This window comes from Caldicellulosiruptor kronotskyensis 2002 (assembly GCF_000166775.1).
In the GTDB taxonomy this organism is placed as follows: Bacteria; Bacillota; Thermoanaerobacteria; order Caldicellulosiruptorales; family Caldicellulosiruptoraceae; genus Caldicellulosiruptor; species Caldicellulosiruptor kronotskyensis.
The window spans coordinates 1,199,150-1,219,419 of record NC_014720.1; the positions used below are offsets into that span (position 1 = coordinate 1,199,150).

Sequence of the window (20,270 nt, forward strand, 5' to 3'; positions counted from 1 at the left end):
AGGTGAAGCTTTCGTGAGAATTACAAACAATATGATGGTCAACAACTTTTTGATAAATCTAAACAAAAACCTAAGCAGGTTAGACGACATTCAGTATAAAATGGCAACAGGTAAGAAAATCCGTTATCCGTCAGATAACCCGGTGATTACTGCAAGGTCATTGAGACTGCGAACTGACGTTTCAGAAATAGAACAGCTTCAGAAAAATGTGGATGATGCAATATCGTGGGTTGACACAACAGAAAGTGCTCTTGCGGATATCAATGAAAGTCTTCAGAGAGTTAGAGAGCTTGCTGTGCGTGGTGCAAACGGAACAAACACAAAAGAAGATATGGCTCAGATTGCAAAAGAGGTTGCTCAAATAAAACAGCATATAATTCAAGTTGGGAATACAAACTATGCAGGAAGGTATATCTTCTCTGGTTTTAAAACAGACACAGCACCGATAAATTCTGATGGTTCTTTTTCAGATACAAATAGTTTTGATTCAACTGGAGGGTATCCTATTGATTTGTCGACTGGTAAAAATATTATTCAGTTTGAACTTATGAAAGCGAATTATATTAGCATTAATAAGACAGCCAACCAGGTTTTTTATATTCAAGGTGAAACTGATGAAAATAAAGGCAATTTATTCAAAGTTTTGGATAATCTTATAAATGCACTTGAAAGCGGGGATGCAACTTCAGTAAATTCTCTTTTGAGCGATATTGACAGACACATTGACAATGTTGTTGCACAGCGTGGAGATGTGGGTGCTCTTCAGAACAGGCTTGAGCTTATTAAAAATAGGCTCAGTGACGACAATGTGAACTTTACTACTTTGCTATCAAACAACGAGGATGTTGACATGGCAGAGATTATAATGCAGCTAAAAACCGCAGAAAATGTTTACAGGGCAGCACTTCAGACAGGTGCACAGATTCTACCACCAACACTTTTGGATTTCTTGAGGTTTTAAATAGTCTTTAACAAAAAAGCTTGAGGAAGTGCTAAAAATGCAAATAGCAAGGATTCAAATTCACCAGGAGTTTGTAAAGGTAAAACTTTCTCAGGAGCATATAAAAGTTAGAATAAATCAAGACAGGTGCTGGGAAGAGGTAAACCTTGGTTCAACAGACTACCTTGTGCGTAGTTCTGCTCAAAGAGGTTATGAGCAGGTTTTAAGGTATATAGAAAAGACAGCAGAAAATGGCAACAGACTTGCCAGAATTGAAGATGGTGGTCAGCCTATAATTGACATATGCATAGAAGAAGCATTTCCTGAGTATGGCTATAACGTAGATGTCATCCCAAAAAGCCGCCCGCAAATTTACTTTGAAGGTGGCAAGGTGTATATAGATTTTGAGATGGGTAAGGTTGATGTGAGGGTATGAACGGAAGAGAGGTTATAATAGATAAGATAAGCAAAATAATGTTTAGAATGAAAAGAATAGAGAGATTTAAAAGTATTACATTTGAAAATTTTAAAGATATTAGTAATATTCAAGATGTAGTTGCTTACAATTTATTTTTGATTGCTCAAAATCTAATAAGCCTGTGCAATCGCATAATTGCTGAAAAACAATTTAAAGTACCTGAGAATTTTGAAGATATTCCTGAAATTTTAGCTACCGAGAAGGTTATTTCGGATGATTCTTCTGTCTTTATAAAGAAAATGATTGATTTGAGAAATACAATTGTTTATGAATATACCCAATTAGATTTAAATGTTATATATGACATTTTGAAGAATGGTTTAGATGAAATTAAGAATGTTCTTAAGGAAATTGTGGATTATTTAAAACTATAAAAAAGGGAGTATAAAAAATGGTAGTCCAAAAGTCAGTAGTCCAATCAAGAGTATTTGGAGAGCTTGAAGTAAATGAGGAGAATATAATAACCTTTGAAGATGGAATTCCTGCATTTGAGAATTTAAAAAAATTTGTAATTGTCAAAGAAGAAGACAGTCCCTTTTTGTGGCTACAGTCAATCGAAGATAAAGACATTGCATTTGTCATCATTAATCCATTTGACATAAAACCTGACTATGAATTTGATATAGGTGAGGAAGTTTTAAAAAAGCTTGAGATAGAATCAGAAAGCGATGTTGCAGTTTTTTGTATTGTTGTAATTCCAGAAGATGTAAAGCAAACAAGAGTAAACTTAAAAGCTCCAATTATTATAAATGTGCACAAGAGAAAGGGAATACAGTATCTTTTAGATGATGAAAGATATCCACTTCGATATTACCTTTTTGAAAATTTGAATTCAGATGAGCAGAAATGAGGTATATAAAAGATGCTTGTTCTTTCGCGAAAAGAAGGCGACCAAATTTTAATTGGAGATGATATAATAATAAAAGTCATCAGTGTAGAAAAAGACTGTGTAAAACTTGGAATAGAGGCTCCAAAAAATATCAAGGTTTTGAGATATGAGCTACTTCAAGAGGTCAAAAATGAAAACGTTGAAGCGTTGCAGGGAAGAAAGAGACTCAGCAAAATTAAAGATTTAAAAGAGATTTTGTCCGACGAGCAAGTATAAAATTGCAAGAAACAAGAAGTTGGAAGGGCTTACTTAAAGGCAGGAACAAAACCTGCCTTTTTATTTTTGGGGATAATTTTAATTAGGGTAGACTCAAAAATTTAAAGTATATTTTATAAAATTAGATTAAAAATTTAAAGTATACTTTATATTTTTGAGCTAAAAGTTAAAAGTATGTGTTATAATATTAAATTAGGAGGTGAAAAGATTGACCATTACAAGCTCAGAAAACATATTAAGAATTTTATACTCTTATAATCCCTGGTGGAGAGAAGGGTATTTTCCACAAGATTTATCTAAACCTGTAAAGAGAATGGCATACTATAGAGTTTTCAGTTTGCTAAATCATCCAACTATCAGAAGATATATCATACTTTCGGGTGCACGTCGCGTAGGTAAAACAACTATATTATACCAAATAATAGAGTCGCTTTTAAAAGATAAAGTTAATCCAAAAAAGATACTATATGTTTCTTTTGATCATCCTCTGTTTAAACTCTGTTCATTTGATCAAATTTTGAGTCTTTATGAGCTAAACATCAATCAATCAAAGGAAGCTTATGTATTTTTGGATGAAATTCAATACGCAAGCGATTGGGACAGATGGCTAAAAGTATATTATGACCTGAGGCCAAAATGGAAGGTAGTTGCAACAGGTTCTGCTTCACCTAAACTTATTGAAGGAGTAAAGGAAAGTGGTGTTGGTCGCTGGACAGTCGTTTCAGTTCCAACTCTTTCATTTTATGAATTTTGTGAAATACTTGGTGTTGAAGAAAGACCTAAGAATTTACCAAATTTAGATTTTAGAGAGCTTTCAAATTTTAATGATCATCAGATTTCTGAACTTGTCTTTTTGCTCATGCCTTTACAAAAATATTTCAACAGATACTTGATGGTTGGGGGATTCCCTGAATTTGTATTTTCAGAAGATTGGTTTTTAATTCAGAGAATTTTAAGAGAAGATGTGGTAGATAAGGTCATCAAAAGAGATATTCCTTCACTATTTAATGTTAGAAACTTGACAGTATTAGAGAAAGTTTTCTTGTACTTGTGTTTCAACTCTTCAAGTGTAATAAATATTTCAACCATCAGCAAACAAATTGAGAATGTATCAGTTACCACAATAGAAAATTATATTCACTTGCTCGAAAATGCAAATTTGATTTATAGGAGCCTTCCAATTGAATTGGGCGGTAAAAAAGTTTTAAAAGCAAAACCGAAAATATATATATCTGACCCAGCTATTAGAAATGCAGTTTTAATGATAGATAATCTCTTCACCAATAGCAAAGAACTTGGAATTACAGTTGAAGCAGCAGTTTTTAAGCATATATACAGCTTCTACAGTGAAGAGAATGTAAAGATAGGCTATTTTAGAAAACCGACTGATAATCAAAAAGAAATTGATATAGTTGCCCAGTTTCCAAATGGTAAGAGCCTAATTGAGGTGAAGTTTAGAGAAGATAGCACACTTCCTGAGAGTGATGCAATTGTGGAGATGTGCCAAAAAGAAAAAGATATAATCTCAGCAGTGCTTATTACAAAGAGAGCAGAAGATTATGGGAAGCTTGAGCTTTCTGCAAAGGTTCCAATAATAAAGATTCCTGCGTTTGTATTTATGTATTTGCTGGGAAAAAGATAATTTAAAAATATGTTTTTTAGAGGTTACCAGCAGCTATTTTTGCTGATAACTTTTTATATTTGGCAAAATCTTATATCAAAAAAATTGCTTTTATCTTAATTAAAGTAGAACCAAGGTGGTATAAATAAATTAAAAGTAATTAATTTTGTAAAAACACTAAAGATGGGGGCAGATTAAAAATGAAACAAACTTCAGAACTTGAAGTTGTTATAAAAGAGCTCAAAGATGCTTTAAAGGTATTCAACAAAATAACAGAGATAAAACCAAATGACAAAGATGTTTTAGAAAAGTTAGAAAAATTTGTAGTTAGCGCGTCAAATCTTAGCAGTGTTTTTGAAACACTGAATGATATTATAACCAGAGCAAAAGACATAATTGCCAAAGAAAAGGAAAAAATGTCTTACAACTTTAAACTAATTGAATCTGAATTGATCATGGAACTAAAAGAAAAAGGAGTTCCTCTAAGAGAGTGCAGTGATGGTTGGAGAATAAAAAGTATCCAGTTAAAGACTAAACCTCAATCATCAACTGTTAGCATTTCTTATAATAATCAAACAATCATTGGTTGGACTAGGGTAAATTCAAAAGAAGATATTAAATCTTTGATAGAAGAGGCAGAAAAGTTACTATTTCAATTCCTTATGCCTAAGGATGAACTTATAGATATATTCTGGGATGCATATAAATATGCAAGATTTAAAAGTGGCAGGGATGTTGTGAGTATTTTCGATTTTTATACAGAAGTTAGACTACTTCAAATAAGAAGATATTTAGAAAAAAACAAACCTGATGCTAAGATAACAAAGTATACAGAGTTTCCTAAATGGGCGTTTTTGTATAATTTAGATATCTACAGAAGCATATGGGATGAGATACCTAAAAACAAACGGCTTGCCTTGCAAACTGGCAGTATGCAAGAAACAATGCAGGGTAAGGGTATGTATGTAAACGGGCTTAATCCTGATGATGATTACAAGATAATGTGCTATGTGTATGAAACAAAAGAAGGTGTTTAAAAAATGCAAATGATGAGCAAGGATAGTATATTGTCTTCACTCGAAAGGATTTCCCAGCATGGGATAGATGATGTTGAGATTGCAGATTTGATTGATGTTGGGAATCAAGATTACATGAACTATTTTGAGAACGAAGTGATTGAGAATCTTATTGCAAAAGACGGAGCAACATGTAAATTTATTGAAGGTGCATATGGTGCTGGGAAAACTCATCTTTTAAATCTAATTTACAAAAAAGCTTTATCGAAAGACATGCTGGTTGCATTTACAACTTTGGACAGTGCTGTTTCATTGACTGATTGGAAGCTGGTGGTTGAGTACATCTTGGAAAACGTCGAATACAGGCATGAAGGGATAACATACAAATCACTGCCAGAGATTCTAACGTTTGCAGGTGAAAGATTGGTAGATGACAGGCAAAAGGAGATTTTAAAGTCAGCAAAATTGCCATCAGCAAGTTTTAAAAATGCCATTTTGCTTGCTCTTAACAAAAAGAATTTGAACAATGAGGCATGGGAAGTTGTAAAAGAGTATTTGGTTGGTCGAAAAGTCAATGTTCAAACCTTTAAAAGCGTGGGGATTTATAATGTAAAGGCAAGCTTGAGTAAGTCTAACGCAGAGAATGTTTTAAAAACAGTTTTATCATCTTTACATATTTTGGGGTTTAAAGGAGTTGTATTGTTGTTTGATGAAAATGAAAGAATGCTTTCGGGTTTTGGAGAAAGAATTTCAAGGCGTAGCCAGCTTGCAGCAAACCTTATGCGCCGATTAATTGATGGCTGTTCAAGTGGTGCTTTGGAAGGGGTTTTGATAGTATTTTCGGTTTTGCCTGACTTTATTTCCCAAGTTGCAAATAGGTACGAGGCTCTGGCTCAGCGCTTGCAGATAGTTCAAGGTGAAAATAAATGCGTAGGTTGGCGCCTTCCGCTTCAGAAAGTTGACTTTGTTAACACATTGAGCGAAGACCATAAGCTTTTTATGGTTAAAATGGTTGAGGCTTATTTAAGATTGGCTCAAAATTTTGGCATATTAAATGATGATTTTAAGAAAGAAGTCATAAACAGTTGCATAATGGTACTAAGAAGAAATGTAGGTTCAGGTTATAAACGAGAGCTGGCAAAGACTATTGCTACTATGATATTAGAAAGGATGAGATAAATTGGATAAGAACTTATTTTTAAGAGCATTATATACTATGGCACAACACGGAACAGCACCAGCTGAAGGATGTAAATATTTTGGTGTGGGATATGAGAATGTGTTTGAGGCAATTAGACAAAAATACTTTTATGAGCATTTTGGCCGAAACATTTGCGCACAAAAATTTGTTGTAGGTCCATATGGGTCAGGAAAAACACATTTTTTGCGCCATTTAATGGAAATTGCAAGAGATGAAAACTGTGTTACTTCCGAAATTGCTCTAAATCGGGATATTGATTTTTCTGATAAACTACTGATTTATAGTGAAGTTGTACGGAATATGAAAGCACCATTACAGCAGAATGAGGGTTTAAGTGAGTTTTTAAGATATACACTTGACAATATAATAAACGATACTAAAAATTCTCAGTATTTGAAAGAAAAATTTTTAAGAGATATCAATGATGGTAGCTTTAAATCACGAGAATTCGGGAAGGTTATAAAATTAGCAATAATTTCCTACCTCAACGGGGATATTTCAACCTTTGATTCGTGCTGTGATTATTTATTAGGCAATATTTCAGACAGTAAACTTTGTAGAGAATTGGGTATATCCAAAGTGACAAAATCAGCTCAAAATAAGCGTGCAGAGGATATGCTTTTTTCTCTTTTCCAGTTTGTTTATTATATTGGTTATAGAGGAATAATTGTGGGTTTTGATGAGGCTGAACAGAGTTTTAATGTTGATAGAAAAAAACTTGCCAAGATTTTTTCAACACTGCGTTCTTTATTAGATGCTATTGTCAACTTAAAAGATGCCTCTGCCCTAATTGTATATGCTATGACAAATGATGTTTATGAAGAAATGAATAAATACCCAGCATTGCAGCAAAGGCTTTCAAGTCCGTATGAGAAGGATTTTTTTAGTGGAAATGTTTTAGCCCCAGTTATTAACCTTACACGACTTGATTCTATTGATTTGTCAAAGAAAATTGCTATGAAGATTTCAGATGTATTTTATGAGACTTTCAAAGACCAAATTAACATTTCAAAAGATGAGATACTAAAAAAGGCTGACGAGATATCAGGTGAAATTATAAAAAGAGGTGTTTCGAGCTCAAACAAGCGTGAAATAACAAAGGCTGTTTGCACATATTTGTTAGAAATTCTTGAAGAAAGAGAGATTAATTATGGTAATTTAGGAAAAATATATACACAAAACATATACGAAGATGAGGTTTAAAAACATGATGAGAGAAGATACCACATTTAAAAAATTAAGGGTTATAGAATCACTTAGATTTGGATTGGTGCCAGAGTATTACATAGACCAGCTTACAATAGGTTTTGATCAGATCAAAGATGTTACAGAAAAGATACTGAGAAAATGCGAGTCTTTTTTGCCTGTTGGATTTCAAGTTTGTGGAGAATATGGCTGTGGAAAAAGTCACACCCTATCTGTTATGAGATATATAGCACGAAAAGAAGGGTTTTTTACATTTAAAGTGGAAGTTGATGGAGAAGGCATAAGCCTTTCTAATCCATCAAAACTATTGAACATATTATTTTTAAGTATTCAAGACAATGATATATATTCAGACTACCCGTTAGTAAGTCTTTTTTTAAAGGCATTGCTATTGAAAAACGGCAGCTTTGAAAAACTAAAAAGATTTGAAACAATCCAAAAATACCTAAATGTTATAACAGCTTTAGCTGAGGTGGGTTTATTAGATGAATATTCTTATTTTATAGAATCACTTCTTACATGCAGTGATGAGGTAAGTGCAACTGATGTAAATGAAATGCTATCAAGTGCTTTGAGATATTCTGGATATTCAAATTTAAAACTGAAAACTCTTATTAGTAGAAAAGTAGATGAACGATATTTTAATTTTATTGAGGCATTAGCAGGGATTGCCACTTTAGTAGTTGCTGCAGGTTATAAAGGCCTTATGGTTACAATAGACGAGTATGAGGTGGAAAGAATAAAAAATCCAAGCAATTATAAAATGGTTCAAGACATGTTGTACGTAATTGGACGATATTTAAGTGGCGGGTTGAATATTCCAAGAGCTCCACTTTGTATAATATTTTCAGCAATAAATCAAGGTGGCGAAAAGGGTGATCCAGACATCACAAGATATATTTCAAAAACACCTGAAAATATGTTTGAGGTGACAAAGTGGAGTGAATCTCAAAAAATAGAGCTTTTAAAAAAGCTGCATGTCCTTTACTGTGAGACTTATCAATTGTGGTCTGAGTTTAGCTTAAGCACAGGAGAAAATCTAACAAAACTCATAGAAAGTAAACTTCCTAACAGTGAGAGCAGGCAGATTCGTTCGATTATAAAATGGTATTTGACACTACTGGATTTGCAGTATGGACCACCAGGCATAAGAAGGTGATAAGAAATATGGATAATGGCTATTTAGAAGATCTAAATATTAAGAATCAGCTTTCTTCAACATGGGATATGTTTTTTGGAAGCTATGGTAGACTAAAAGATGTTCAAAGAAAGGCAATTCCCAAAATACTTGAGGGAAAAGATATTTTAATATGCTCACCTACTGCAAGTGGCAAAACAGAAGCTGCATGTGCACCCTTGATTGAGAGGTTAAAGTCAAGGTTCAAGGTCTGGACAATTTTATACATTTGTCCAACAAGAGCACTAGTTAACGATATCTATGAAAGGCTTATTTCACGGCTTATCTATTATGATATTAATATTTTAAGAAAAACAGGGGATTATCAAGCCGAATTTAAAACAATTCCGAATATACTAATTACAACACCAGAGTCATTTGACAGTATGATGTGTAGAGGAAAACTTAAAAATGGTTTTGGGCATATTTTATCTTGTGTTTATGCGGTTATTTTAGATGAGGTGCATCTTTTATATGGTAGCTCAAGAGGTGAGCAAGTAAGATGGCTACTTGAAAGGTTAAGAAGGCTAAAAGCTCAAGCTTTTAAAGAAAAGTGGTGTGATGATGAAAAGATTCAGATTATTGGAATGAGTGCAACAATGAAGGAACCTGAAAAGATATTAAAGTATTATATTCCTGATGGTGAAATAATAAAAGCTGAAGGGAAAAGAGAAATAAATCTAATATCAGATGAAATTGTTTCAATTGATGAGACAATATTCAAGTATTTTTGCAGCATTGATTTTCAAAACAGGTTTAAGAAAATTCTAATTTTTTGTAATTCAAGAAATAAAGTTGATGCTTTAGTAGCAGAGCTCAGAAGTATTTTAAAAGATTCAAACTACCAAATTGTATCTCATCATGGCAGTTTAGCAAAGTCTGAAAGAGAAGAAACTGAAGAAATTTTAAAAAGGCATGAAAGGGTTATAGCAGTTTCATCTTCTACCTTTGAAATAGGAATTGATATTGGCTCAATTGATTTGGTTGTTTTGGCAGAACCGCCGCTTGATATGAATAGCTTTCTTCAAAGAATTGGGCGTGGGAACAGAAAAAATGAGAGAATAGAGGTCCTTTTATGTGCTGAAAATGATACTCAAAGACTAATTCAAAAAGCTATGCTCCTTTGTGCACAAAATGGAATTCTTTTAAATACAGCAGTGGGGAATATTTTTCATGTTATTATCCAGCAGATAATCTCATACATATTTCAGTCAAAAGATTTTAAACGAAGCAAAGATGCACTAAAAAGCTTAATAGAATCTTGTTTAAAATATTATTTTGAAGACTTATCAGTTGCAAATGACATTATAAACAATCTAATTTTAAGCAGCCAGCTCAAAGAAGCGGATGATGGCAAGCTAACTGTAAAGAATGATTGGTTTGATAAGTTTTCAAACGGACAAATTCATTCAACAATTAGATTTGCAAGCGGAATGTCAATTTATGATCTTGAAAAGAATAAGGTTTTAGCAACAAATGTCCAAGATTTTCAAAACAAAAGGATTAAAATTACAGGTCAAAACAAAGAGATAATAGATATTCAAGGAAACAGTTTAATTGTGAAAAATTCATCTGAGAAGTTAGATGGTGGTCTTTTAAGTTATGCACCATATGAAACTATATTTTTTAATACGCAGCCTTATGCAATAAGGACATATTTGGGATTAGAAGATAAAGTTTTTCCTTATATTATTAGAGATAATATGGTTTATGTCTTTCATTTAGGATCAACACAAAGGGAGTTTTTTATAAAGTTATTAATAAGGATGTTAGATTTAAAGGCTATTGAAGCTGTTAATCCGTTTTTAGTGCAATTTAATAAAAGTTATTGTAATAAAGTTATTTCATCTTTGAAAGATCTAAACTATTATTCAATGATTGAATTTATAGAAAAAGATATTGAATGGATAGAAAAAGCTTTAAAAATCAATCCTCACAACAAACTGCTTCCAATGAAAATCAGGCTAAAAGAAATAGTTAGGATTATAAATTTGGAAAATGAAATAAAACTATTTAAAAAAGCTGAATTTCAAAATGTCACTCATACACAATTAGAAATGTACCTTGCAAAATTAATACATTAAATTCAAAAATTTTTCCCATACCCCCTAAATTCATAAAACCATCTTACCGATAATCTTAATGAAAACAAAATAAAGCTTCACAGGGACGTGAAGCTAAAAAATTAAGTTCAGGGAGGGTGTTTTGGTATGCGTATTAATAACAATGTTCAAGCTTTAAACACTTATAACAGGTTGACTATTAATAATGATGCTTTGGCAAAGTCACTTGAAAAACTTTCATCTGGTATGAGAATCAATAGAGCAGGCGATGATGCAGCAGGTTTAGCAATTTCAGAAAAGATGAGAGGACAAATTAGAGGTTTAAATCAAGCTATTCGAAATGCACAGGATGGTATTTCTTTGATTCAGACAGCAGAGGGTGCTTTAAATGAGACACATTCAATTTTACAGAGAATGAGAGAACTTGCAGTTCAAGCAGCAAACGATACAAATACTGATGCAGATAGGCAAGCACTCCAATCTGAAGTTGATCAATTGGTAAAAGAAATTGATCGTATAGCAACTACAACTCAATTTAACACGAAAGCATTATTGGATGGAACAGTTGCAACAACAGGTTTAGTATTCCATATAGGTGCTAATATTAATCAAAATATAACATTAACAATATCTGATACTCAAGCTAGTGCATTGGGATTAAGTGGAATTAGTATTTCTACGCAAGCATCAGCAAATGCAGCTATTTCCACAATTGATAGTGCTATCCAATATATTTCAGGAGTAAGAGCAAAACTTGGTGCTTATCAAAACAGGTTAGAACATACAATCAACAATTTAGGAGTATCTTCTGAAAATTTGACAGCAGCAGAAAGCAGAATTAGAGATGTTGACATGGCAAAAGAGATGATGGCATTTACAAAGAATAATATTCTAATGCAAGCAGCAACTGCAATGCTTGCACAAGCTAATCAGTTGCCTCAAGCAGTATTACAATTATTGCGATAAATCGAAAAGAAATTTTATGTTTTGGCGTGAAAGAAGAGGAAGAGAATGTTTTTTCTCTTCCTCTTTCAATTTAAAGAAGGAGAATGAAATTTGAAATGATTAAAAAAGATAAAGATTTTTCTCTTGCTCTTTGTGTGATTACAAAAAATGAAGAAAATTTTATTGGTGGGTGTATAGAAAGTGTTATTGACGTTGTGGATGAAATTATTTTAGTTGATACAGGTTCGACCGATTCTACAAAAGAAATTGCGTTTAGATATGGTGCCAAAGTGATAGAAACTGTATGGGAGGATGATTTTTCAAAAGTAAAAAATTTAGCATTAGAATATGTAAATACAGACTGGATTATTTTCTTAGATGCAGATGAAAGACTTCATCCAGAAGATAAAAATAAAATGCTGGAAACTATCTCAAAGTGTGCTGATAATACAGAAGCTATTTTAACAAAAATATTGAATTATCAAGATGTATATTGCTCAGTGACAGGAGAGATTCATTCTAATTATAGAATTTTTAAAAATAAAAAGTCTTTAAGATTTGTATATCCCATTCATGAAAATTTATTTAATATAGAAGAAAATCGTCCACCTATTACAGTTATAAGTGATATAAGGATAATTCATTTAGGATATATAAGTTTTATTGCTAATAAAAGACAAAAATCAAAAAGAAATATTTCAATTTTGAAGAGATATTTAGAAAAAAATCCAAACGACTTCTTTCAAAATTTAAATATTGCAGTGGAGTATTACAGATTAGGAGACTATGAAAAGGCATTGTTCCATTTACTACGTATTAAAGAACAATTTTCGGTTTTTAATTTAAGTGCAAGTAGATATTTAAAGTTTTTAATACTAACTTATCTGCAGTTAGGTAAATATAAGGAAGCGTATGATATCATTATAACTGCAAAGAGGTTTTTTGCAAATGTAGGCAATTTTGACTATTATTTTTTAGAAATTTTGTGGTATTACTATCAGAACTTGTTTTTGATTTGTATAAAAAAGATTGATGAACTGATTCAATTAATTAAAAAAGGAGGGGAGAATGACAAAGATATTCATATATTTAACATTAATTCTGTAATTGGTTTAGGAGAAAAAGAATTTAAAATTTTAAAAGCTGAATGCTATGAAAGACTAAAAAAATATAAAGAAGTGCTTAATTTGTTTTATGAGGTTGCAAAAGAGCAATCTGATATTCATTTTTTGTTTGCTAATTTAGCACAAGTTTTAGTTAGCTTGTATAAATATGATGAAATCTCAAGGTTATTGGATAGGGAATATTTGAGTGACATTGATAAAGCTGTTTTGATACATACCTATTTAGAAAATAGGACAGATAATGAGATAGAAGAACTTATTGAAAGTTTATCCAATAATCAGTTGAAGGAGTATTTTAAATGTATAATGTTTCTGAGAAAAGGGAAATGGAATGAAGCAATAGAACTTGCTGCAAGTAGAATTAAAGATGATAGCAACACAGAAAATGAGGAATTTAAGTTTTTCTATTATATTGCTTTTTTAAAACTCGGTAATATTTCAAGTATTAGTGAAATGTTTAAAAATAATAAATCAATTTCTGTGATAGATACATTAATAAACAAAAAGTTTATCAATCGATTAGAGAGTAATTCCATAAAAAATGTAATTACAGCATTAAAAAAATGTAATCAAAGGGATTTAATAGAGAGCATCATTAATAATCTGAAATATTACAAGGATTTAAAAGTAACAGCTGAAACAGCTCTATACTTATATGAAACTTATGACAAATTGAAGGCAATAGAACTAATGATACACATTGTAAGAGAAGGTTATTTAGATTATAGAATCTTATATATTTTAGCAGACCATCTTAAAAGAGCACATGAATATCATGAAGCAATTAATTTGGCTGAAGCAGCATTAGCGATTAATTCTTCATATGTTCCTACTTACATATTGTTATATGAGCTTTATTCAGCTCTTTCTCTAACTCAAAAAGTAGATTTTATAATAGATAAATTTTGTGAAACCTATACGGGAATAGATTTTAATTGGCTTATAGAAAACAGTTCCAAATACATATAAATGACAAGAATAATTTGAGGATTATATTTTATCTGGTTTAACGAAAGAAATGTCGTTCAACGGCAGCTATTAAACTGTATTTTTTGAGTATCGCTTAAATGGAGGAATATATATGGATATTATAAAAGAGATCAAGAAATTATTATTCAATATTGATAGGGAGATAAATGTGGTAAATTCTTTAAAAGATATAGTTGAATTAATAAAGAAATTCTCTATAAGGGCGGAAGAGATAATTAAAATAGTTCTAACAGAAAAAATAAATGCTAAGGATAAAGTACTGAATGATTTAGCCGTTTATTGTTTTAACGAGGGATTGTATGATTATATTATTCCTTTTTTGAAAGCTTCATATGACATCAATAGTCAACATCTTGACACTTTATACAATTTAGGATATTTCTTAAGCTTATTAGGTGAAAAGAGGTTAGCACTTAGATATTTAGAAAGTGTGGGAGAAAGAGATGAACAAATATTGAATTTGATTAATGAGATTAAATCTTCTATCCAAAAAATTAAAAATGATGTAATGAAATTAATTGAGGAAGGTAAAATAACGGAAGCTGAAAAAATGGCAGAAGAAAATAAAAATGCACTTGAAGATAAAGATGAATATATCATAAAAGGATTAATTGCAATTAAAAAAGGAAATCTTGATGAGGCAGAAAAAATTTTGATGGAGGGACTTCATAAACATGCAGACGATTTTAGTTTAAATTATTATATGGGACTATTATATAAAATCAAATGCGAATATAAACTTTCTGAATATTATTATAAAAAGGGTTTAGATAAAGCTAAAAATGATAATGAGATAGGGCGGATATATAAAGACTTGCAATATTTGTATTATGATTATGCAACATATTTAGAAAAAAAAGGCATTAAAAGTGATGCAGCTGTATACTATGGACTATCGTGCAGATATGCTAAAGATAAGGATTTAAAAAATAAGTTGGAAAATTTATACGGCAACAATAAAACCTTGAGAAATATCTTTGATGTAGCTAAACAAGCTCAAAGGAGAAGATATATAATTTTGTCTTCGTGCGGTTGGGGCGGTATTTATCAACGTCCTCATCACATAGCTCGTTCTTTAACAAAATTTGGTCATGAAGTGATGTATGTTACTCCAACTGTAAAAGTAAATATTTCTGATAAAGATTTTACTGTGGATGATTTGGTTAGATATACGTTTGATAACAAAATTGTTGTTGACGGAGTAAATATTTTTGTCCCTATATCAGTTGAACACAATGGGAAAGAAATCATCACCAATTATATTGAGGTAGTTCAAAAACTAATAGATTCAACAAAGATTGAATCAGAACCTGTCATTATTACTTATATGCCTTATCAAGTTAATGTTATTAAGTCTTTAAAAGGGCGTTTTATTCATATTTATGAATGTGTGGATGACCATACTGATTTGGAAAATGCATTCTGGGGGACTAAAAAGGATAGCATTTGGGAACAGGAATTAATGGATTTAGCAGATGGAATTACTACTACTTCTCTTGCATTATATCTTGAAAGAGCTGCAATCGAAAAAAGAGAAAACGTGTTTCTTTCTCGAAATGCAGTCAATGAAGAGGATTTTCTTATTGATAACATCCATGATATTCCAGAAGACCTAAGAAATATTCCTGAACCCAGAATTGTTTATGTAGGAGCGATTTATAAGTGGTTTGATAAAGAGCTTTTTTATGATATCATTGAAGCTAATCCTGACAAATCGTTTGTAGTTATAGGTTTTGGGGATGAGAAAATTTTAGATAAAAAATTTAATAATCTTTACTTTTTGGGTGCTAAAAAACATAGTGAGCTTAGAAATTATTTGAGATATATGCAAATAGGAATCATTCCTTTTAAGGATGATGAAAATATTGTTATTAGCTGTGATCCAATAAAACAGTATGAATATTTAGCTTGCGGTTTGCCTGTAATTACTACGTATATGCCCGAAACGGCAATAGATAAGCCGTATACTTTTCTTGCTACTACAGCCGAGGAATTCAATAAGGCAATAAAAGAATGTCTTTATTTAAAATGTGAAGAAGAAGTTATAGACGATTTTCTCGTTGAAAATTCGTGGAATGCAAGAGCAGCATTACTTTGCAGGATAGCTGATAAAGCTATAGTGGAAGAAGAAAGGGAAAGCTTAGAAAAACACATAAAAGAAATGCTTGATAATATTGTTCAAAAATACAAGTGGCCAATATTCCAAGCTATGAAAGCAGCTTATTTAAATTTAGAGGATGGGAAAAGATTTGAGGAAGCATCAAAAGAAGTTTATAATTTAAAAAAGACTAACTATACTGAAAGACTGTATTTGAAAGCTTTGATTCAAAATCACAATATTGCAGACTTAATGAATGTTATACTTAATTCTTCGTTTGTGAGAGAGGAGTTGAAACAAGAAATATTATATCTGCAAAAAACTAATAACCTCAAAGGAATATTTGTGATAGGGTCTATATGTATAAATGATATAAAAACAGCGCTAAAGTTAATTGGAGAGTTAGATGATGATAATCTCAAAGTTATTTATCATATCTACCTAAAAACTTTATTAGAAGAACCAGTAACTCAAAGTGAACGGAGCCTATTGTTTTCGTTTAATCATGATTCTTATATTTATAAATTTTTAAAAAGGCAAATCAGAAGAGAAGAAATAAAAAATATTTATTTCAATTTTTACAATCAACCATTTATAAGTATAATAGTACCTACAAGAAATTCAGCAGATATTGTTGAATACACCTTAAAAACATGTATAGAACAAAATTATGACAATTATGAAATAATAGTAAGTGATAATAGTTCACCAGAAGATGAAGATACAAGAAGAATTGTTGAAGAGCTTAACTGTGAAAAAATAAAGTATTACAGAACTAACGGGAATTTGGCGGTGATAGAAAACTATGAATTTGCATACGAAAAAGCAAACGGAGAATACATGATAATTTTAGGTTCTGATGACGGACTTTTATTACATTGTTTGGAAATTTTACCGAATTTAATCAAACAATTTGATTATCCTCTATCAATTAGTTGGGACGTTGTGGCATATGGATGGCCTAATGTTGCCATAAACAGCATTAGAAATGGACTTTTTATTCCATATCCAACTCAAAAAAGTAACATAAAATACAGTATATATGATGAGTCAGTTTTGAAAGCTGTTTTAAATTTTGAGATGAGATACAGTGTATTACCCATGTTTTACTATAATTCTGTCATTAAAAGAGACTTAGCTGAAAGAATAAAAAAGAAAGTGGGTAAAATATTTTATTGTCCACCTCCTGATGTGTATACAGGAATTGTATTTGCTTATCTGCAGAGGAAATACATATATGTGCATATGCCTATGACAATCGGGGGTTCTTCACATAGAAGTTCTGGAGTGAACGGGTTGGCTAAGTTTAACAATTTTATAGGTAATAATGTGGTTAGATATGATACTCTTGAGTTTGAAATTAAAAAGTTATATGAAATTGGTGTTCCTTACGAAAAGTTTAATGCACCATATTTTGCGGGGGAGGAAGGATCAGTTCTAATAGCTGCCCTAAAAGCAAAGGAGTTATTTTTTGCAAATGATAATAATTTTGAAATAAACGTTAATAACTTTTTTAAAGCCTGCACAAAATATCTTTTCAATGATGAAAATCTGGAGGAAAAGAAAAAAATTTTATATGAGTGTATTTTAAGATATGGGGACGAGTCTTTGATTAAATGGTATGAAGATAATTATTTGAACAATAAATATTTTGTCGGATATGAAAATTATTTTAACAGCCCGTTAGTTCCAATGTTTATGGAAAACGGAAGGCTAATTATTGATGCAAGCAAGTTTGGTGTAACAAATGTATATGAAGCCGCTAAGCTTTACAGAAATATAGTCGGTTATTAAAGAATAAATTCTGAATAGTTATATAAAGATAAAGAGAGATGATATAAAAGTGCTTAAAATATGTCATGTTACTTCTCATATGGGCGGAGGAGTTGGCAGAGTTATTTCAGGGCTGGTGAATTTGACTGATTACAAAATACAACATAAAATAATTGTATTAGAACAACCTCTGAAATGGAATTTTATTAATTCAGCCGTTGAAGCAGGAGCTAAAGTATCAATATTTCCTGATAATTCGGAAATAGAAGATTTGCTTTCTGAAAGCGATATAGTTATAATTCACTGGTGGCATCATCCTAAAACATCAAAGTTTTTATATTATTTACCTGAAATCCCACTGCGTATAATTATATGGACACATATAAATAATTTGACTGTTCCTGCTTTGAATCCGAACTTTCTATTAGAAGCAACAAGAGTTATTTTCACTACCGAAGCATCATATGAAGCACAGGTTTTTAAAGAAATTCCTGCAGATATTTTAAAAAGGAAGACAGGTATTGTATATGGATGTCCGGGTTTAGATGATTTTGTAAATACAGAAAGGAAAGAACATTATGGGTTTAATGTAGGATATATAGGGTTAGTTGATTTTTCTAAATTACATCCTAATTTTGTTGAATTTTGCTCAGCTGTTGAAGTGAAGGAAGCTAAGTTTATTTTAGTTGGTGATGCACCGGCAAAGGAGTATATTGAAAAGAGGGCTGAAGAAAAAGGATTGAAAGATAAATTTGTGTTTACTGGATATGTAGATGATGTAAAGCCGATGCTTTCAGAAATTGATGTTTTAGGGTGTCCTTTAATGCCATACCATACATGCACTACAGAAAATTCTATTATAGAAGCTATGGCAGCAGGAATTCCACCTGTTCTTCTTAATCAGTTGACAGAAAGGTATATAATTAAAGACGGTGAAACAGGAATCTTAGTTAATAGTGTAGAAGAATATGGACAGGCAATAAGGTATTTATTTTATAATCCAGATAAAAGAAAAGAAATGGGCGAAAGGGCTCGTGAATATGTTTTGAAAAAATATACATCTAAAAGTTTTGTGGAATCTTTTATTAGCAATTGCGAATCAGCTATGAATGAGCCAAAGAAATTTGTTAATTTCAGAAAGCATTTGGGGAAGACTCCTGCTGAATGGTTTATGTCTTGCTTGGGAAAGGATTATGAAGCGTTTAAAATTAGCTATGAAGCTGGAATAGGTAATCAGACTGAAGAAATAAAAAGATTAATTAAGTCAACAAGCCCCCTGCTAAAACAAAAAAATAAATCTTCAGTATTCCATTATAAAAGAGAATTTCCAAACGATGATTATCTTGCCTTGTGGACAAAAATATTGGGGGAAGAAAACAATGAAAGTTGTTAAAAATAATAGCTTTCAAAGCAAAATAAAAGATTTAATTATGTCATATAACAATAGTGAATACGGAAATAGATTTTTCAATGAAATTATTTCTTCTGATATTTTTATTTATGGAGCGGGAAATGCTGGGAGAATGACATATGAATTATTGCAAAAATTAAATTTGGACATAGTGGGGTTTATGGATAGGAAAGCATCTGTCATAGAGAAATGTATGAATAAACCTGTCTATAATGTTGATGATGAGAGCATAAATAAGGAAAGAGCTTTTATTATTGTTGCTTTTAGATGCAGTTATGATGAATTAAAAAGTGTTATTTTATGGCTTAACAATTTAGGTTATAAGAAAATTTGTTACTATCATGAGATTTACAATTATATTATTACGAAGGGATTATCTGAAAATAAGTTAAATGGTATCAATGATGTTTTAAAATTATGCCAAGAAAAAATATTTGAAGTAGCTTCTTATTTGAGTGATAAAAGAAGTCAGGAGTTATTTTACAATTTTATTGAAGCAGTTTTATGCTCAAATTGGAACAAATTTTCCAAGTCGGATACTGATCTTCAGTATTTTGTTAATAATATAATGTTTAAAAAAGGATATTCAAGATTTGTCGATTGCGGAGCTTATGATGGTGATACTGCTTATATGTTAAATAAGGTTGTGGGGCAATTTGACAAGATAGCTTTATTTGAACCGGATATGGATAATTTTAAAAAATTGTCAGATAAGATAAAAAAATATCCAATAGCTAAAGAACATTTTCTATTTCCTTGTGGTGTTTGGAGAGAAACTGCTTTGGTGAGATTTTCTGCAGGAAAGCAAAGTATTAGTGCAATTTCAGAAGATGGCAATGTTTACATCCAATGCGTAGCATTAGATGATATATTAATAGATTTTGCCCCAACCTTTATCAAGATGGACATTGAAGGAGCTGAATATGAAGCTCTTATAGGTGCAGAAAGTATAATTAAAAAATATTCTCCTGATTTAGCCATAAGTGTTTATCACAAAATTGAGCATATATGGGAGATTCCTTATTTAATAAAAAAGATTAATCCTAATTATAAACTTTATTTGCGAACTCATGGATTATACGGAATGGAAACAGTCTTATATGCGACTTGTTAGTTTTTACT

Annotated in this window: 16 protein-coding genes; all 16 read left to right on the forward strand. The window is 31.2% G+C overall.

What is annotated here, in order from left to right:
* Positions 1–13: 13 nt before the first annotated feature.
* The 16 genes from flgL (at position 14) to CALKRO_RS05320 (ending at position 20,262) form a co-directional block, all read left to right on the forward strand.
* Complete coding sequence (gene flgL / locus CALKRO_RS05245) at positions 14–961, forward strand: flagellar hook-associated protein FlgL (protein ID WP_013430029.1); 948 nt, start codon at positions 14–16, stop codon at positions 959–961.
* Between the two features lie 37 nt (positions 962–998).
* Complete coding sequence (locus tag CALKRO_RS05250) at positions 999–1,376, forward strand: DUF6470 family protein (RefSeq protein WP_013430030.1); 378 nt, start codon at positions 999–1,001, stop codon at positions 1,374–1,376.
* Complete coding sequence (gene hepT, locus CALKRO_RS05255; protein WP_013430031.1) at positions 1,373–1,792, forward strand: type VII toxin-antitoxin system HepT family RNase toxin; 420 nt, start codon at positions 1,373–1,375, stop codon at positions 1,790–1,792. The genes CALKRO_RS05250 and hepT overlap by 4 nt, the downstream gene beginning before the upstream one ends.
* A gap of 17 nt (positions 1,793–1,809) precedes the next feature.
* The gene (gene fliW, locus CALKRO_RS05260) at positions 1,810–2,268 is read left to right on the forward strand and encodes a flagellar assembly protein FliW (RefSeq protein WP_013430032.1); all 459 of its coding nucleotides are present in this window, start codon (positions 1,810–1,812) and stop codon (positions 2,266–2,268) included.
* A 12-nt stretch (positions 2,269–2,280) separates the two neighbouring features.
* Positions 2,281–2,523, forward strand: coding sequence for a carbon storage regulator CsrA (gene csrA, locus CALKRO_RS05265; protein WP_013430033.1), 243 nt, complete (start codon positions 2,281–2,283; stop codon positions 2,521–2,523).
* A gap of 208 nt (positions 2,524–2,731) precedes the next feature.
* Positions 2,732–4,165, forward strand: coding sequence for an ATP-binding protein (locus tag CALKRO_RS05270; RefSeq protein ID WP_013430034.1), 1,434 nt, complete (start codon positions 2,732–2,734; stop codon positions 4,163–4,165).
* A gap of 179 nt (positions 4,166–4,344) precedes the next feature.
* On the forward strand, positions 4,345–5,181 hold the full coding sequence (locus tag CALKRO_RS05275; RefSeq protein ID WP_013430035.1) for a hypothetical protein: 837 nt from the start codon (positions 4,345–4,347) through the stop codon (positions 5,179–5,181).
* Positions 5,182–5,184: 3 nt separating this feature from the next.
* Positions 5,185–6,339 (forward strand): BREX system ATP-binding domain-containing protein, encoded by a 1,155-nt coding sequence (locus tag CALKRO_RS05280; protein WP_013430036.1) that lies wholly within the window; start codon positions 5,185–5,187, stop codon positions 6,337–6,339.
* A gap of 1 nt (position 6,340) precedes the next feature.
* On the forward strand, positions 6,341–7,564 hold the full coding sequence (locus CALKRO_RS05285) for a BREX system ATP-binding domain-containing protein (RefSeq protein ID WP_013430037.1): 1,224 nt from the start codon (positions 6,341–6,343) through the stop codon (positions 7,562–7,564).
* Between the two features lie 4 nt (positions 7,565–7,568).
* Complete coding sequence (locus tag CALKRO_RS05290) at positions 7,569–8,726, forward strand: BREX system ATP-binding domain-containing protein (protein ID WP_013430038.1); 1,158 nt, start codon at positions 7,569–7,571, stop codon at positions 8,724–8,726.
* A gap of 8 nt (positions 8,727–8,734) precedes the next feature.
* Entirely contained in the window at positions 8,735–10,828 is a 2,094-nt protein-coding gene (locus CALKRO_RS05295) for a DEAD/DEAH box helicase (protein WP_013430039.1), read from the forward strand.
* A 126-nt stretch (positions 10,829–10,954) separates the two neighbouring features.
* On the forward strand, positions 10,955–11,773 hold the full coding sequence (locus tag CALKRO_RS05300) for a flagellin N-terminal helical domain-containing protein (RefSeq protein ID WP_013430040.1): 819 nt from the start codon (positions 10,955–10,957) through the stop codon (positions 11,771–11,773).
* Between the two features lie 95 nt (positions 11,774–11,868).
* Positions 11,869–13,845, forward strand: a complete 1,977-nt coding sequence (locus CALKRO_RS05305; RefSeq protein WP_013430041.1) for a glycosyltransferase family 2 protein — start codon at positions 11,869–11,871, stop codon at positions 13,843–13,845.
* 112 nt (positions 13,846–13,957) lie between these two features.
* A complete protein-coding gene (locus CALKRO_RS05310) occupies positions 13,958–17,758 on the forward strand; it encodes a glycosyltransferase (protein ID WP_013430042.1) in 3,801 nt (1,266 codons plus the stop codon).
* Positions 17,759–17,873: 115 nt separating this feature from the next.
* Complete coding sequence (locus CALKRO_RS05315; protein WP_237699147.1) at positions 17,874–19,130, forward strand: glycosyltransferase family 4 protein; 1,257 nt, start codon at positions 17,874–17,876, stop codon at positions 19,128–19,130.
* Complete coding sequence (locus CALKRO_RS05320; RefSeq protein WP_013430044.1) at positions 19,117–20,262, forward strand: FkbM family methyltransferase; 1,146 nt, start codon at positions 19,117–19,119, stop codon at positions 20,260–20,262. Before CALKRO_RS05315 ends, CALKRO_RS05320 begins: the two co-directional genes overlap by 14 nt.
* The last annotated feature ends 8 nt before the right edge of the window (positions 20,263–20,270 follow it).

Excerpts from the sequence above, each read along its gene's own strand:
- CALKRO_RS05250 (WP_013430030.1), top strand. The coding sequence starts at position 999 with ATGCAAATAGCAAGGATTCAAATTCACCAGGAGTTTGTAAAGGTAAAA.
- hepT (WP_013430031.1), top strand. The coding sequence starts at position 1,373 with ATGAACGGAAGAGAGGTTATAATAGATAAGATAAGCAAAATAATGTTT.
- fliW (WP_013430032.1), top strand. The coding sequence starts at position 1,810 with ATGGTAGTCCAAAAGTCAGTAGTCCAATCAAGAGTATTTGGAGAGCTT.
- csrA (WP_013430033.1), top strand. The coding sequence starts at position 2,281 with ATGCTTGTTCTTTCGCGAAAAGAAGGCGACCAAATTTTAATTGGAGAT.
- CALKRO_RS05275 (WP_013430035.1), top strand. The coding sequence starts at position 4,345 with ATGAAACAAACTTCAGAACTTGAAGTTGTTATAAAAGAGCTCAAAGAT.
- CALKRO_RS05280 (WP_013430036.1), top strand. The coding sequence starts at position 5,185 with ATGCAAATGATGAGCAAGGATAGTATATTGTCTTCACTCGAAAGGATT.
- CALKRO_RS05290 (WP_013430038.1), top strand. The coding sequence starts at position 7,569 with ATGATGAGAGAAGATACCACATTTAAAAAATTAAGGGTTATAGAATCA.
- CALKRO_RS05295 (WP_013430039.1), top strand. The coding sequence starts at position 8,735 with ATGGATAATGGCTATTTAGAAGATCTAAATATTAAGAATCAGCTTTCT.
- CALKRO_RS05300 (WP_013430040.1), top strand. The coding sequence starts at position 10,955 with ATGCGTATTAATAACAATGTTCAAGCTTTAAACACTTATAACAGGTTG.
- CALKRO_RS05305 (WP_013430041.1), top strand. The coding sequence starts at position 11,869 with ATGATTAAAAAAGATAAAGATTTTTCTCTTGCTCTTTGTGTGATTACA.
- CALKRO_RS05310 (WP_013430042.1), top strand. The coding sequence starts at position 13,958 with ATGGATATTATAAAAGAGATCAAGAAATTATTATTCAATATTGATAGG.
- CALKRO_RS05320 (WP_013430044.1), top strand. The coding sequence starts at position 19,117 with ATGAAAGTTGTTAAAAATAATAGCTTTCAAAGCAAAATAAAAGATTTA.